Source organism: Sneathiella sp. (assembly GCF_029233945.1).
Lineage (GTDB): Bacteria > Pseudomonadota > Alphaproteobacteria > Sneathiellales > Sneathiellaceae > Sneathiella.
The window spans coordinates 3,865-18,589 of sequence record NZ_JARGOQ010000035.1 but is presented as its reverse complement, the minus strand read 5'-3'; the positions used below and the strand labels follow the sequence as shown (position 1 = coordinate 18,589).

Sequence of the window (14,725 nt, the reverse complement as noted above, 5' to 3'; positions counted from 1 at the left end):
TTATTTCACGGCGTTCAGGGTCTGCTTGTCAAAGCCCGCAAGCTTTTTATAGGCGGTTGCCACCTCCTCCAATGTTGCTTGCGGAATGCAGCTATGGACCTCCCCGCAGGTGCCGGGGCATTGATCCTTCACCATCTGCATGACAAGCTCCGGCCCCGTTTGCCGGTTGGCGAGGGAGATTTTTGCGGTTGCCTCCCTTCGCGCCTCTTCATAGGCGGTCAGCGTCGCCTCAATATCCGTCGCGCCGTCCAGCAGGTCGGCAAAGGTCATTGCATCCAGCACCCCTTGCGAGACACCGTTGGACCCATTCGGATACATGGCATGCGCCGCATCCCCCATCAATGTCACCCGGCCAAAGGACCATTTCGGTAACGGGTCGCGATCCACCATCGGGAATTTATGGATAGAGAGGGCCTTATCGAAGAGCTTGCCGATATCCAGCCAGCCGAGATCCCAGTTTTCAAAATAAGGTTTGAAGTCCGTGAGCAGGCCCGTTTCGTTCCAGTCCGCCGCCCGCGCCGCAAGATCGGAGGGAATGCGCCGCTCCGCGATCCAGTTGATATAGGATTTGCCGCGCCTCATGCTTTCCGCCCGGATTGGATAGGCAACGAGTTTCAGGTCGTTATGCCCGGCCATAAACATCGACCGGCCATCAAGGAAGGGCTCCATCTCCGTCACCCCGCGCCAGAGCATCTGGCCGGAGTATTTGGGCGGACCTTCATTGGGATAGAAAATATGCCGAAGCTGCGAATTGATCCCGTCGGCGCCAATCAGGAAATCCCCCCGCGCACTGCCCTTGGGTTCTGCTGTCTGACGATCGGTGAAATGAGCGGTTACACCGTCGGCATCCTGATCGAAACTGGAGAAATGATGCCCGGTGATGATATTCTCAGGCCCTAGCCTTTCCCGTGCTGCGTTCAGCAGGATCATGTGGAAATCGCCGCGGTGAATGGAGAATTGCGGCACGTCGTAACCTGCTTCCAGCCCGCGCGGCTCCCGCCAGATCACTTTGCCGTCTTCGGTATAGTAAGCGAGGCTGGAGGTTTTAATGGCGACCTTCTCAATCTCCTCTAGTAGGCCGAGCTTTGCGAGATTTTGCACGGAATGAGGGAGAAGATTAATCCCGACCCCTAAAGGCTTGATTTTCTTAACTGCCTCATAAACGCTCGCCTTGATCCCCTTTTGGTGAAGCGCAAGCGCGAGGGTCAGTCCGACCAAGCCGCCACCAGCAATTATTCCGCTGAATTCCGCCACGCTGCCTCCCTAAAACCCTTGTGCGGTCATGCCATCATCCACCGCGATAACCGAGCCCGTCATGAAATCAGAACCGGTCCCGGAGAGCAGTAACAGCGCCCCGTCAAGATCGGACGGTTCCCCTACCCGGCGGCCCGGCAGTTTGGAGGTGAGCCGCTTGCCGGACTCGGTCTCCCAATAGTCGCGATTAAGCTCCGTCACGATATAACCCGGGTTCAGGCAGTTGACCTGGATCTTATACCGTCCCCATTCATCGGCAAGCGCGCGGGTCATATGGGCCACCGCCGCCTTTGACATGCAATAGGTGACGCTTTGCTTGAGCACCCTCGATGCGGCGACAGAGGCAATATTGATAATCTTGCCGCCCTGACCATGGCGGATCATGCTTTGCCCGACAGCCTGGGCGACAAAAAAGGCGCCCTTCCCGTTGGTGTCCATGACATAATCGAAATCTTTTTCGGTGACGTTTTCCGCCCGGCACTGGGCGCTGACACCGGAGTTATTGACGAGGATATTGACCGGCCCGAGTTCCGTTTCCGCAACATGAATGGCCTCCTCAATGCTGGCGATATCCGTGACATCCATCCGCACCGGCAGGGCACGCCCGTCGAAGGCCGCAATTTCCGCCGCCAGTTCCTCCAGCTTCTCTATCCGGCGGGCGGCGAGCGTTACCTTCGCTCCGGCCCGCGCGAGCGTCAGCGCAAATTGCCGGCCAAGTCCGGACGACGCGCCCGTCACCAACGCATGCTTCCCTTCAAGGTTTTGTGGCAATGTCATAAATTTCTCCTGAGCTGCGTCTTGTTATTTTTGTTGTCGTTCTGTCTGTATGATTTCCCGTCCCATGCGCAAAATCAAGGCTGCATTTATAAATCACTCAGGCCGTTCAGGCGGGATTGGCAGTATTTGGGGGAAACTCACATTATTTTAAGAAATTTCATGCCAAACTGGCGGCTTGTAATTTTGGAGATGCTAAGAATGCGTTACGCCGCCAATCTTCTGGTTGTCTCGGACAGCCCGGCCAATAACATAGAGCCTTGCCTCGTTGAGGCCGGGTATCGTTGCACACGCCTGTCTTTTCTGGAGATGTTTGAGCAGGAGTTTGGAGATCAGTCGTTTGATCTGATCCTGATCGACGGCGAGAATAATGCCGCCCACGTGAATGTGAAGGATATTGCCAGGATGGCGGCAGAGAATGCCTTTCCGACGTTGCTGGTCGGGCCGGCGGACTTCAAATGCCGGATACAGACCATCTCCCCGGGCTTTTGCGATCTCGAACTTATCCGCCGTGTTGCCTCGCTCGTGCGGCTGGAAACGATGGAGCAGGAACTCGCGCGCCGGAGTGCGACAACGGAAACCTATGGTGTGGATCTATCAACCGTCACCTCCCCCGAGCCGGATATCGGTGAGGCTAATATTCTGATCGTCGGCAACAAGACGGTGGTACTGGGCAACATCCTTCTCCGTCTCGACACGCGGACCAATATCCATATCTGTAAAAATCCGGAAATAGCGATTGACGACCTGCGGGCGCAGGAATTTGATGCGGTTATCCTCTCCGGTGTCGGTCATGGCGACAGCAACCTTCGGCTCTGCAATGATATCCGGGCAGACACGCGGCTTTATAACCTTCCCGTGCTGATGGTTCTGGAGGATGCGGAGAATCGCCGCGCCGCCTTTGTTCACGGTGTGTCGGACGTTATCCTTCATGAGGCCGAGATGGATGCTTTGATTAACCGGGTCGGCCTGCAAATTCAGCAATATCGCTATCGCTTTGCGATCCAGAAGCTGTTCCGGGTCGCCAAGCCGCATCCCGTGGCGGATGGATCGACGGGGCTCTACTCCACCGGGTTCATGCGGGCGCATCTGCCGGTCATGTTTAAGGAGCATGCGGTGCAGCATAAAGTCCTGAGCGTGGCGACCATCAAGATTGCTAATCTGGAGGGCGTGCGGGAGAGGCACGGATATCCTTCCGCCGATCAGCTGCTCCGCCAGATCGGCTCGGCGCTATCCAACCTCGTTCGCGGAGAGGATTTTTGCAGCCATCTCGAACCCGGGCATTTCCTGATTGCGCTTCCCGGCACCCGTAAAGTGGAAGCCCTCACTGCGCTCAAGCGGGTGGAAGGGGTACTCCGCGCGACCGAATTTGCGCTTCCACAGCTTTCTGACCCGATCCGCGTGGAAACCTTTGTCGGCCTGGCGGAAGTCATGCCGAACGACAGCATTGAAGATGTCGTTGAGCGGGGGATGTCTCAGGGTCTTGATGAAGAAAAGGCGGCGTAACGGCGGCTATTTAGACTGATCGTTCCAGTTACCCCTTGAATGGGCCCATGGGCCGCCCTATAGTCAGGGTATGAAAATAGATATTGTCTCTGATACCGTGTGCCCTTGGTGTTTCATCGGCAAACGGAAACTGGAAGCCGCCCTCGCCGCCCGTCCCGATCTTGATGTGGAGGTTAACTGGCATCCTTTTCAGCTCCATCCCGATATGCCCGAAGGGGGCGCGGACCGGAAAGAATTCACGGCCCGTAAATTTGGCAGCCCCGAACGCGCGAAAGAGCTCTATGAAAATATCAAGGTCGCGGGGCAGGCTGTTGATATTCCTTTTAATTTCTCAAAAATTGAACGGAGCCCCAATACCCTCGACTCCCATCGGCTGATCCGCTGGGCGAATACTGCCGGATGTCAGGATGCACTTGTGGAAATCCTGTTCCGCCGCTTCTTTATCGATGGGGAGGATATCGGGGATCATGCCGTTTTGATTGCCGCCGCCGAAGAGGCCGGGATGGACAAGACGCTGGTCGCGGACCTGCTCGAAAAGGGCGCCGATCGTGACTTGGTGAGTGAAGAGGATATGCGCGCCCGCCAGATGGGTGTTTCCGGTGTTCCCTTCTTTATCCTGAATGATAAATATGCCGTCTCGGGTGCACAAGACCCGGCGGCCTTTCTCGCGGCCTTTGACAAAATCGCGGATGAAGCCGCGAATCCTTCGGATACGCCTGAATAACTTAGTTGGCGGCCTTGGCGATCTTCGCGAGATTCTGCGCGAGCCAGAGTACCCCTTTTAACCGATCTTCCGGATGCTGCCAGCTGCGGCTGTGGACCAGCTTGTGATCGCCGCGCAGCTTTGTTGAGCCGGGGGCGCGCGAGATAAACTCCACCAGCCCGCCCGGATTATCGAATTTATTCTCGCGGAACGTCAGAACAGCGCCTTTCGGTCCGGCCTCGATCTTCTCTATATTCGCCGTGCGGCAGAAATGCTTGATTGTCATCACCTCGATCAGATGGGATACCTCATCAGGCAGCGGCCCGAAACGATCCACCAGCTCAATGGCGAAGGCGTTGATTTCCTCGGCGGTTTCCTGCGCCGCAATCCGGCGGTAGAGTTCCATACGGAGCGAGAGATCGGCGACATAATGCTCAGGTATCAGCACCGATGTGCCGATATTGATGCTCGGCGACCATTTATCCTCCGCTTCGCTGGCGTGGCCGAGCTCTGTCTCACGGGCATTCGCCACCGCTTCTTCCAGCATTTCCTGATACAACTCGAAGCCGACTTCCTTGATATGGCCCGATTGTTCATCGCCGAGAAGGTTCCCTGCCCCGCGGATATCGAGATCATGGCTCGCCAGCGTAAAGCCCGCCCCCAGCGTATCGAGCGATTGCAGGACACGCAGGCGTTTTTCCGCTGCATCAGAGAGCCGTTTGCGCGGCGGCAGGGTCAGATACGCATAGGCCCGCGTCTTCGACCGTCCGATCCTGCCCCTGATCTGGTAGAGCTGCGCGAGACCGAACATATCCGCGCGATAAGTAATCAGCGTATTGGCGGACGGGATATCGAGACCGGATTCAACGATATTCGTCGCCACGAGAACGTCATAGGCGCCATCATAGAAGGCGTTCATCACGCTATCGAGTTCTTTCGCGGGGAGCTGGCCATGGGCCGTGACATATTTCACTTCCGGCACATGCTCTCGAAGGAATTCGCCAATCTCCGGCAGGTCTTTCAGGCGCGGACAGACAATGAAGCTCTGGCCGCCCCGGTAATGCTCCCTGAGGAGCGCTTCGCGCAGGACCACTGGATCAAACGGCAGGACGAAGGTGCGGATGGCAAGGCGATCCACCGGCGGCGTCGCGATAATTGAGAGATCGCGAATACCCGTCATGGCCTGTTGCAAGGTACGCGGGATAGGCGTTGCCGTCAGGGTCAGCACATGCACATCGGCCCGCAGCTCTTTCAACCGTTCCTTGTGGCCGACGCCGAAATGCTGTTCCTCATCGACAATAACAAGCCCCAGGTTGTTGAATTTAATGGACTTTGCAAGGAGGGCATGGGTGCCGATGACGATATCGACCTGCCCGCTAGTGAGCTCCGCTTTCGTCTGGTTTGCCTCCTTCGTTGTCACCATGCGCGAAAGCTGGGCGATGCGCACAGGCAAATCGGCAAAGCGTGCGGTGAAGCCCTTGAAATGCTGCCGCGCGAGCAAGGTCGTCGGGGTGACGATGGCCACCTGCTGCCCCGCCATGGCGGCGGTAAAGGCGGCGCGCAGCGCCACCTCCGTCTTGCCGAAACCAACATCACCGCAGATCAGGCGATCCATTGGACGGCCGCTTGCCATATCGGTGAGCGTATCTTCGATGGCCTTGAGCTGATCCTCCGTTTCCTCAAACGGGAATTCGGCACAGAATTCGGCATAAAGCCCGTCCGGCGGTATGAGTCGTTCGGCTTTTCGAAGCTGGCGCGCGGCGGCGATCCCGATCAGCTGATCGGCCATCTCCATCACCCGCTTTTTAAGCTTTGCTTTCCGGGCCTGCCATCCGGAGCCACCGAGCTTGTCGAGCACGGCTGCCATATCGCTCCCGCCGTAGCGAGAGAGCATCTCGATATTTTCGACAGGCAGATAAATTTTATCCCCGCCCGCATAGAGAAGCGTTACGCAGTCATGCGGTGCGGCAGAAATTTCAATCGTTGTCAGCCCTTCATACTGGGCGATCCCGTGATCCACATGAACGACATAATCGCCGGGCGAAAGCTGGGACGCTTCGGCGATAAAATTCTCATGCCGTTTGGAAGATTTGCGTGGGCGCACCAGTCGGTCGCCGAGGACATCCTGTTCTCCGATGACAATGAAATCCGGCGTCTCGAACCCCTTGTCGAGCGGCAGAATGGCGAGGTTCGGGATATTGGGGCCGGAAATATCGCGAAAATCACCGATTTCGCGAACCGGCTCGATCCTGTGATCGGCAAGCACCGTCTTGTTTCTCGCGCGGGAGCCATTGGTGAAATAGGCGAGGATGACTTGCTTTTTATCGTCTAGCGCTGCGACCACATGGGATTTGAGATAATCGTAGATATTTGCTTCATGCCGCGCGCGTTCCGGCGCGAAATCCCGCCCGGCCTTACCCGCTGCATCCAGCGTGGCGGCATCCTCGGTGCCGCTCTTGAAGGGGGAAAATTGTCCGGCGGCCCGGCTCGCGATATTCTGATGCCATTCTTCGGGATTGAGATAAAGATACTCTGGCGGCAATGGTTTGTAATCGGCATTTCCAGACCGGGGTGCGTCCTTCCGGCTCTGGTAGTAATCCATGACCGTGTCGTGACGGGCGTCCAGCGCCTCCTCCAGCATATGATCGAGGAAGAGGATCGCGTCCGGCAGATAGTCGAAAATCGTTTCCATCTGCTCATGAAAGAGCGGCAGCCAATGCTCCATTCCGGCGTGGCGGCGCTTTTCGCTCACCGCCTCATAGAGCGGATCATCCTGTGTGACGGCGCCGAATTCCTCCCGATAACGGGAACGGAACAGCGGCACGGACGTATCATTCAGCAGAAATTCCGACGCGGCAGTGAATTCGAGCTTGTCGATCTTGCCGGTTGAGCGTTGCGAGAGCGCGTCAAACGCGCGAATGCCGTCCACCTGGTCCCCGAAAAGATCAAGGCGGACGGGGTTTTCCGCGCCCGGTGGAAAAATATCAATCAGGCCACCGCGGACGGCGAATTCGCCCGGTTCCATTACCGTGCCGATCCGCGAAAAGCCATTGGCGACCAGATAGGCGGCGAGATCCGATCCGTTCACCTTGTCCCCGACGCGGATATCGAGCCGACTGTTCTTCACCATCTCCACCGGCGGGACCCGTTGGGTCACCGCATTGAGGGTGGTCAGGAAAATTCGGGGTTTGTCCGACTGTTCCGTCATCCGGCCAAGGCTGGTCATCCGATGGGCAACGATTTCGGCATGTGGGGATACCCGGTCATAGGGCAGACAATCCCAGGCGGGAAAGCTGATAACCTCTATATCGGAACGGAAAAAGGCCAGTGTCGCCTCACTCGCCGCCATGCGGATATCATCACGCAGCACAAACAGGAGATCGCGGTCACTTTCGCGCGCAACCTCCCCCAGAAGATAGGCGTCATATCCTTCCGGGACTGATTCAAGCCGAAAGGCGTGATCACCTTGCGTCAGTTCCAAAATACGGTGGCTCAGGCGCGGGGCTGTTGTATTGCTCATGCAGTTTTAGTCTTTGCTGCGTTGCTCGAACCGGGTGAACTCCTGAAGGAGTGCCATGACATTAGTTTGATATTCCGCGGGGACTTCTTCACGCCCGACAGCCCAGACATAAATATTCGGATCCCCCGCTTCAAGCAACGTTTCGTATATATCAAGCTCGTCGCTGGAAAAATCCGCGAGGTATTTGCGGGCAAAACCACCGAGCAGCAGGTCCGTCTCCTTCATGCCGGTATAGAGGGAACGATGGATAAGCCGTTTGCGGCGGATGATGATGTCTTCTGTCATGGTCACGTGCTCTTTTTGGGTTGAGCATGGATATAGCCTGTCTTGTCCGCCCTGTCAGCAGGAAGTGACATTGTTCCGCGATATAGGAGGATGCGGCATTGACCTTGGGCGGTATACCGCAGCACAATGGCCGCGAACAAGCCATGAGGGAAGCCGGTGCGTCCAGAGATCCTGTATCAACTTTTTTCACCCATCAGCAAGCTGACCGGCATCGGACCCCGGCTCACCGCGCTTATTGAGAAGCTGGCCGGGCCGAATATTATCGATCTGGCCTGGCATTTGCCGTCAGGGCTTGTCACGCGGCAGAAGGTGACGGAAATAACGCCGGATCTCATTGATCAGAACGTGATCGTCACCTTGCGAGTGGAGCATCATCAGCCATCGCGCAATCGGCGGGTGCCCTACAGGATACAATGTCAGGCGGGTGATTCCTCCCTCACCCTCACCTATTTTAACGGACGCGAAAATTACCTGCGTCAGCAACTGCCCGAGGGGCAGGAACGGATCGTCAGCGGCAAGCTGGAGGAATATGGCGGGACCTACCAGATTACGCACCCCGATCATGTCGCGACGAAAGAGACCGTGGAGACGATCCCGACATTCGAGCCCGTTTATCCGCTGACGGCGGGGGTGACGAACGCGACCTTCCTGAAGGCGGCGCGGCAGTTTCTCGTCCTGCTGCCCGACCTGCCGGAATGGAATGATGCCAGCCTGATGGCGCGCGAAAACTGGAAAAGCTGGAAGGAGAGCCTGATCGAGGCGCATGCCCCAACAACAGAGGCGGATTTCGAGCGTTCAACCCCGGCGCGTTCCCGCCTTGCCTATGATGAATTGCTGGCGAACCAACTCGCCCTGGAATTGGTGCGACGGAGCATGAAACGAAAACCCGGCCGATCACTGGTCGGCAACGGTGACATACGAAAGAAAATTCGGGCCGCCCTGCCCTTCACCCTGACGACCGCACAGGATAGCGCGCTGAAGGAGGTTGAAGACGACATGACGGGGCCGCACCGGATGCTGCGGTTGTTGCAGGGGGATGTGGGCAGCGGGAAGACGGTCGTCGCGCTGCTTGCCATGGCGCAGGCGGTTGAGGCCGGGGCGCAGGCCACCATTATGGCGCCGACGGAAATTCTTGCGCATCAGCATTTTAATGCAATCGAGCCGCTGGCGCGTGAGGCGGGCCTTAAATGTTTGCTGATTACAGGTCGCCTTAAAGGCAAAAAACGTACAGAGATACTTGAAGAACTCGAAAGCGGATCGGTCGATCTGGTCGTCGGGACCCATGCCCTGTTTCAGGAGGATGTCAAATTCCACGATCTCGGCCTTGCCATTATTGATGAACAACACCGTTTTGGCGTGCATCAGCGTCTCGCCTTGAGCGCCAAGGGGCGTGATGGCAAGGGCGGCGTTGATGTGCTGGTGATGACGGCAACGCCGATCCCGCGCACTCTTGCGCTGACCGCCTATGGGGATATGGATGTGTCGATCATCGCCGAGAAACCGCCGGGGCGGAAACCGGTTGATACCCGCGCGATTGATCTGGAACGGCTGGATGCCGTTGCGGTGGGGCTGGAGCGCAAGCTTGCCGCCGGGGAGCGGATATACTGGGTATGCCCGCTGGTGGAGGAATCACAGGTTCTGGATGTCGCGGCGGCGGAAGAACGCTTTACCTATCTTCAGAACCTTTACGGAGATCAGGTCGGACTGATCCATGGTCGGTTGAAGGCGGATGAGAAAGATGCCTGCATGCGTCGCTTTATGGCCGGGGAGATTAAGATCCTTGTCGCCACCACGGTGATTGAGGTGGGCGTTGATGTGCCGGAAGCCACCGTGATGATCATCGAGCATGCGGAACGTTTCGGCCTTGCGCAGCTGCATCAGCTGCGCGGGCGTGTCGGCCGCGGCGGGCTGGAGGGCACCTGCCTCCTGCTCTATGCCGCACCACTCAGTGAGACGCAGAAGGCGCGTCTTGGCATCCTGCGCGAGACAGAGGACGGGTTTCGTATCGCGGAGGAGGATTTACGCCTGCGCGGCGCCGGCGAGATACTGGGTACCCGGCAAAGCGGCCTTCCGGAGTTTAAAATCGCTGACCTGCATGCCCATTCCCGCCTGCTGACCATTGCCAGGGACGATGCGCGCCTGATCCTGGAAAAGGATCAAAAACTTGGCAGTGAGCGGGGAAACGCGCTTAGAACCCTGCTCTATCTGTTCGAACGGGATAGTGCGATACGATATCTGTCAGGCTGACGAAGGGGTGGTTTTGCTGTCCGGTGACTGCGGCGGCAGTTTTTTCTTTTCATCCTTGCCATTCTCTTCCGGTTTCGGGGGTTCCGGCCAGATCATACCGGCGGAAATAACCAGCTTGACGCCCTCTTCCACCGTCATATCGAGGTATTTGAGGTCCTTTTTGGGCACGAACAGGAGAAAGCCGGATGTCGGGTTCGGGGTTGTCGGCAGGAAGATGCTGATCATGTCGTCATCTTGAAGCCCGTCTACCTCCCCCTCCGCCGTGCTGGTAACAAAAGCAAGCGCCCAGATTCCCGGGCGGGGGTATTCCACCAGCACGACATCCCGGAAGGAGGAGCTTGATTGCGCGAGAACCGTTTCCATTATCTGCTTGAGCGCGTGATAGATAGAGCGGACAACGGGCATGCGGCCGACAATGCGCTCTCCGAATGTCAGAAACGCGCGGCCAAGATAGTTGGCCGTCAGGAAGCCGATCATGATCAGGGCGAAGGCGGCAATAATCACGCCAAGGCCCGGCACACTGAACGGGAGATATGTTTCGGGGTTATAGCGTGCGGGTATCAGCGGCGTGATATTGGCATCAACGAAGGAGACAAACACATAGGTCAGGTAAATCGTGATCGCGATCGGCGCAGTGACGACAATACCGGTCAGGAAATAGGTGCGAAGGCGCGCAAACGGACTGGCCTTCGGGGCTGGCTCCACAAGAACCGGTTTCCTGTCGTCGTCTTCGGAGGGGTCCGTCGATTTTTTAAACATCTCTCGCTAACTGGCTTTAAAACAGCATAAATTTTACAGAGTTACCGGTACTTCCTGAGTGATGCAGCACCTTATCACGAAGCCCGGAAGCTGTCTTTTGAAATTTCCATTCTGCAATGGTGCGTAAACCTCCTCTTAAGAATAACACGGTACAATTACGCCAGTTTACAGAGCTGCCTTAACCGCAGCTTGTCCTTGATAGGGCCAGAAGACGCTCGATGAATTATAAAAAATTAAAAAATATATGGGAAACCAATGGTGTTGCCTTGCTGTCGGGGTCGCTCGGTGCCGCCCTGATACTGCCTGCCCTGACCGAGAGCCTTTTCAGCTCTGTTTATTGTCTTATTGCTGCTGGCGGCTTGCTGGCCTGTTCGGGGTTTACCATCCTGCAAGGGCGGCATGCACGAAAAGAACATCATGCCCTGCTCGCGAGGGAATCAATACTGGACGTTGTCTTTGATAATATTGAGATCGGGATCAGTGTATTTGACGAACAGTACCGTTTGCTGAAATGGAACGCCCGATATGCAAAACTGCTGGAGATTGACGAAAACCGCTTTACCCCTGAAACGACGTTTCAGGACATTCTCTCCTGGAACTTCGATAGCTATGTCAATGTCGGCGACGACAGGGATGCCTTCATTGCCGAAACACTGGAGCATATGGACGGTCGCGTTTCCGGAAAGGCAGACCGCCAATTTGCGAGCGGCAAAATCATCGAGGTTTCTTTCAACTTATGTCCGGACGGCGCGTTTATCGTAACCGTTTCGGACGTGACCGCGACCCGGATTGCCGATCAGACGTTGCGGGAAAATGAAGATCGGTATCGCAGCATGGTGGAGCTGTCACCGGATGCGATTGTCGCGCATCAGAGCGGATTTATCATTTATGTCAATGAGGCGGCGTTGGCGCTGTTCAAACTGAGAGGTCGGCATGATCTGATCGGTCAGAAGATTTCCAGCTATTTCCCCTATTCGGATCGTGAGGCGCTGGCGCCCTATTTCGGAAGCGCCGATAATGTCGAGGCGATCAAGGGTTTGTCTCCCCTTAAATCGAAGGTTATCCGCGAAGATGGCGGGCAGACGGACGTTGAAATGGAAGCGTCCGCCCTGCTTTATGGCGAAGGAAATGTATTGCAGCTTGTGATCCGCGATATCTCGGCCCAGATGCAGATTGAGGATTTTCTGAAACAGGCCAAGGACGAAGCGGAATACGCCGCGCAGATCAAAGGCAAGTTTCTCGCCAATATGAGCCATGAACTGCGCACGCCGTTGAATGCCGTCATCGGATTTTCCGAGGTGATCATCAGCCAGATATTCGGCCCGCTCGGGTCCAGTAAATATCTGGAATATGCCCATGACATTAACGCGAGTGGCTTGCATCTTCTTGAACTGATCAATGATATCCTGGATTTCTCAAAAATCGAGGCGGGCGAGCAGAAAATTAACGAAGAAAAAGTCGAGATCGATGTGCTGGTCAATGAATGCATTCGCCTGACCCAGCAACGCGCGATCGAGAATGATATTAATATCAAGCTTGAGTTTGACCCCCTCCTGCCGCAGGTATTTGCCGATCGCCGGATGATCAAGCAGATCCTGATCAATCTTCTGTCCAACGCCGTTAAATTCACGCCGACCGGTGGGCGCATCATCACCTCCGTCCAGCTGCTCGAGAATGAGGGCATGAAGATAAGCGTGAGCGATAATGGCATCGGTATTCGCGAAGGCGATATCGAGCGGGCGCTGACGCCGTTTGTTCAGGTGGATAGCGAGAAAAGCCGGAAGTACCACGGGACGGGTCTTGGCTTGCCGCTCTCGAAGAATCTTGCGGAAATGCATGAAGGGCGGCTGGAACTGTTGAGCAAATATGGCGAAGGCACCGTCGTTACCCTCTATCTGCCGCCGACCAGGATCTGTCACAAGGCGGCCTGAACGCCCTCCCCGTCCGGGCAAATTTTTTGAAATTTTTTTATCGCCACTCTTGCCAATCAGGCCGGAAGCGTGAACTATCCTGCCAACTAAAAGGAGGATATTCATGCGGTTAAAAGATAAGGTCGCCATTGTGACGGGCGCGGGTTCCGGTTTTGGGGAAGGCATGGCGAAGCTGTTCGCGGCCGAAGGAGCGAAAGTCGTTGTGAGCGACATTAATGGTGCTGCAGCGGCTGCTGTCACAAAGGATATTATCGATGCGGGCGGCATCGCGATCAGCAGCGAATGCGACGTGACAAGCGCCGATGATATCGCCGCGATGGCGCAGCAGACCCTCGATAATTTTCAGAAGATCGATATTCTGGTGAATAACGCCGGGATGCCGCAGCGTAACGGGTCTATGTTCGATGTGGATGAAGCGACATTCGACAAGATCTTTGAGGTTAACGTCAAAAGCATCTTCCTGACCAGCAAAGGCATTATTCCGCATATGCTGGAAAAGGGCGGCAATATCGTCAATATTGCCTCCACTGCGGCACTGAGCCCCCGTCCCGGTCTTACTTGGTACAACGCGAGCAAGGGCGCGGTTGTTACCATGTCGAAATCCATGGCAGTGGAGCTGGCGCCCAAACAGGTGCGGGTGAATGCGCTTTGCCCGGTCTTCGCCCATACGCCGATGGCGGTGGAGTTCATGGGAGGGGTTGATACTCAGGAAATCCGAGACAAGTTCGTCGCGACAATTCCGCTGGGCCGGGAAAATACGCCGCGCGATCTCGCCCACGCGGCGCTGTGGTTGGCCTCTGACGATGCGTCCTTTATCACCGGTGTCGCCCTGGAAGTGGACGGCGGGCGTTGCGTCTAGGTTTGTTCGTGGCGGGTGTTATTCCTTAACGTCCGCCGCAACCTGCATTTTCACGATAATATCGGGCTGGCCCGGTACCATGCCGCTCTTGCCGACGCCCTTCTTGATCAGATCAACGAATTCCATCCCCTCGGTCACCTGTCCGAAGGCGGTGTATTTGCGATCAAGCCAGGGGGCGTCAGCGAGGACAATAAAGAACTGGCTATCGGCGCTGTGGGGGGAGCTGGCCCGCGCCATGGAAACGATGCCGCGCACATGCGGTGTGTTGGAGAATTCAGCGCGCAGCTTGCGCCCCGAACCGCCGGTGCCGTCCCCCTTGGGATCTCCGGTCTGCGCCATGAAATCTGTTATTACCCGATGGAACTTGAGGCCATCATAGAAACCCTCCCGTGTCAGCTCCTTAATCCGGGCGACATGATTGGGGGCAAGGTCGGGCCGCAATTCAATAACGACACGCCCGTATTGCAGGTCAAGGTAAAGGGTGTTTTCCGGGTCCGCAGCCTGCGCAAAAGTAACCGGCAGCGAGAGCAGGCCCGCCAGCATCACAATCGCACTCACGCGCGACAGAAATTTCGAAATCATCCGTTTCCTCATTCATTAACAAGACAGGCCTTATTTACTGCCATCTGGCGGCCGGGCCGTCCATCCTTAAAATTGAACCGGGACAAATAACCGCAATTCGGAAGGTCTTCCAAAAAAATCAAAATGGATGCTTGACCATCCGGCGGGACGACCCTATGTTGCAGCCGCATTGCGACGTTGCGGGCTCTTTTTCGGGTGGCAAGGTCGTGATATACATCGCAAATTGTGGGCCCGTAGCTCAGTTGGTAGAGCAGCTGACTTTTAATCAGCGGGTCACAGGTTCGAATCCTGTCGGGCTCACCATT

Annotated in this window: 11 protein-coding genes and 1 tRNA gene; 6 read left to right on the top strand and 6 right to left on the bottom strand. The window is 56.3% G+C overall.

All coding sequences use genetic code 11. The annotated features are described in order from the left end of the window. Together P1U71_RS12145 and P1U71_RS12140 are read right to left on the bottom strand one after the other, a co-directional pair. A complete protein-coding gene (locus tag P1U71_RS12145) occupies positions 1-1,254 on the bottom strand; it encodes a flavin-dependent oxidoreductase (RefSeq protein ID WP_301105871.1) in 1,254 nt (417 codons plus the stop codon). 9 nt (positions 1,255-1,263) lie between these two features. Beyond that, a complete protein-coding gene (locus P1U71_RS12140) occupies positions 1,264-2,031 on the bottom strand; it encodes an SDR family NAD(P)-dependent oxidoreductase (protein WP_301105870.1) in 768 nt (255 codons plus the stop codon). Positions 2,032-2,229: 198 nt separating this feature from the next. Between P1U71_RS12140 and P1U71_RS12135 the strand changes: the two genes are divergently transcribed. Together P1U71_RS12135 and P1U71_RS12130 are read left to right on the top strand one after the other, a co-directional pair. Next, complete coding sequence (locus tag P1U71_RS12135) at positions 2,230-3,534, top strand: diguanylate cyclase (RefSeq protein WP_301105869.1); 1,305 nt, start codon at positions 2,230-2,232, stop codon at positions 3,532-3,534. Between the two features lie 70 nt (positions 3,535-3,604). Beyond that, positions 3,605-4,258: a DsbA family oxidoreductase gene (locus tag P1U71_RS12130; RefSeq protein WP_301105868.1), complete on the top strand. Its 654-nt coding sequence runs from the start codon at positions 3,605-3,607 to the stop codon at positions 4,256-4,258. 1 nt (position 4,259) lies between these two features. Here the strand turns inward: P1U71_RS12130 and mfd are convergent, their stop codons facing one another. Then, entirely contained in the window at positions 4,260-7,757 is a 3,498-nt protein-coding gene (gene mfd, locus P1U71_RS12125) for a transcription-repair coupling factor (RefSeq protein ID WP_301105867.1), read from the bottom strand. Between the two features lie 6 nt (positions 7,758-7,763). Continuing rightward, on the bottom strand, positions 7,764-8,042 hold the full coding sequence (locus P1U71_RS12120) for a succinate dehydrogenase assembly factor 2 (RefSeq protein ID WP_301105866.1): 279 nt from the start codon (positions 8,040-8,042) through the stop codon (positions 7,764-7,766). Between the two features lie 156 nt (positions 8,043-8,198). Between P1U71_RS12120 and recG the strand changes: the two genes are divergently transcribed. Next, positions 8,199-10,289 (top strand): ATP-dependent DNA helicase RecG, encoded by a 2,091-nt coding sequence (recG, locus tag P1U71_RS12115; RefSeq protein WP_301105865.1) that lies wholly within the window; start codon positions 8,199-8,201, stop codon positions 10,287-10,289. Here the strand turns inward: recG and P1U71_RS12110 are convergent. Next, a complete protein-coding gene (locus P1U71_RS12110; protein ID WP_301105864.1) occupies positions 10,281-11,048 on the bottom strand; it encodes a DUF502 domain-containing protein in 768 nt (255 codons plus the stop codon). The two genes, recG and P1U71_RS12110, sit on opposite strands and share 9 nt — an antisense overlap. A 218-nt stretch (positions 11,049-11,266) precedes the next feature. On the opposite strand from P1U71_RS12110, the gene P1U71_RS12105 reads away from it, so the two are divergent. Both P1U71_RS12105 and P1U71_RS12100 read left to right on the top strand, forming a co-directional pair. Continuing rightward, on the top strand, positions 11,267-12,979 hold the full coding sequence (locus tag P1U71_RS12105) for an ATP-binding protein (protein WP_301105863.1): 1,713 nt from the start codon (positions 11,267-11,269) through the stop codon (positions 12,977-12,979). 103 nt (positions 12,980-13,082) lie between these two features. Further along, the gene (locus P1U71_RS12100) at positions 13,083-13,838 is read left to right on the top strand and encodes a glucose 1-dehydrogenase (protein ID WP_301105862.1); all 756 of its coding nucleotides are present in this window, start codon (positions 13,083-13,085) and stop codon (positions 13,836-13,838) included. A gap of 18 nt (positions 13,839-13,856) precedes the next feature. On the opposite strand, the gene P1U71_RS12095 is transcribed toward P1U71_RS12100, so the two are convergent. Then, entirely contained in the window at positions 13,857-14,381 is a 525-nt protein-coding gene (locus P1U71_RS12095) for a peptidylprolyl isomerase (protein WP_367281188.1), read from the bottom strand. A 266-nt stretch (positions 14,382-14,647) separates the two neighbouring features. Between P1U71_RS12095 and P1U71_RS12090 the strand changes: the two genes are divergently transcribed. Further along, a tRNA-Lys gene (locus P1U71_RS12090) sits at positions 14,648-14,723 on the top strand. The last annotated feature ends 2 nt before the right edge of the window (positions 14,724-14,725 follow it).

Bases quoted from the DNA above. Each gene is read 5' to 3' on its own strand.
- P1U71_RS12110 (WP_301105864.1), bottom strand. From the start codon at position 11,048: ATGTTTAAAAAATCGACGGACCCCTCCGAAGACGACGACAGGAAACCG.
- P1U71_RS12100 (WP_301105862.1), top strand. From the start codon at position 13,083: ATGCGGTTAAAAGATAAGGTCGCCATTGTGACGGGCGCGGGTTCCGGT.
- P1U71_RS12135 (WP_301105869.1), top strand. From the start codon at position 2,230: ATGCGTTACGCCGCCAATCTTCTGGTTGTCTCGGACAGCCCGGCCAAT.
- P1U71_RS12130 (WP_301105868.1), top strand. From the start codon at position 3,605: ATGAAAATAGATATTGTCTCTGATACCGTGTGCCCTTGGTGTTTCATC.
- P1U71_RS12120 (WP_301105866.1), bottom strand. From the start codon at position 8,042: ATGACAGAAGACATCATCATCCGCCGCAAACGGCTTATCCATCGTTCC.
- P1U71_RS12140 (WP_301105870.1), bottom strand. From the start codon at position 2,031: ATGACATTGCCACAAAACCTTGAAGGGAAGCATGCGTTGGTGACGGGC.
- P1U71_RS12095 (WP_367281188.1), bottom strand. From the start codon at position 14,381: ATGCTGGCGGGCCTGCTCTCGCTGCCGGTTACTTTTGCGCAGGCTGCG.
- P1U71_RS12105 (WP_301105863.1), top strand. From the start codon at position 11,267: ATGAATTATAAAAAATTAAAAAATATATGGGAAACCAATGGTGTTGCC.
- mfd (WP_301105867.1), bottom strand. From the start codon at position 7,757: ATGAGCAATACAACAGCCCCGCGCCTGAGCCACCGTATTTTGGAACTG.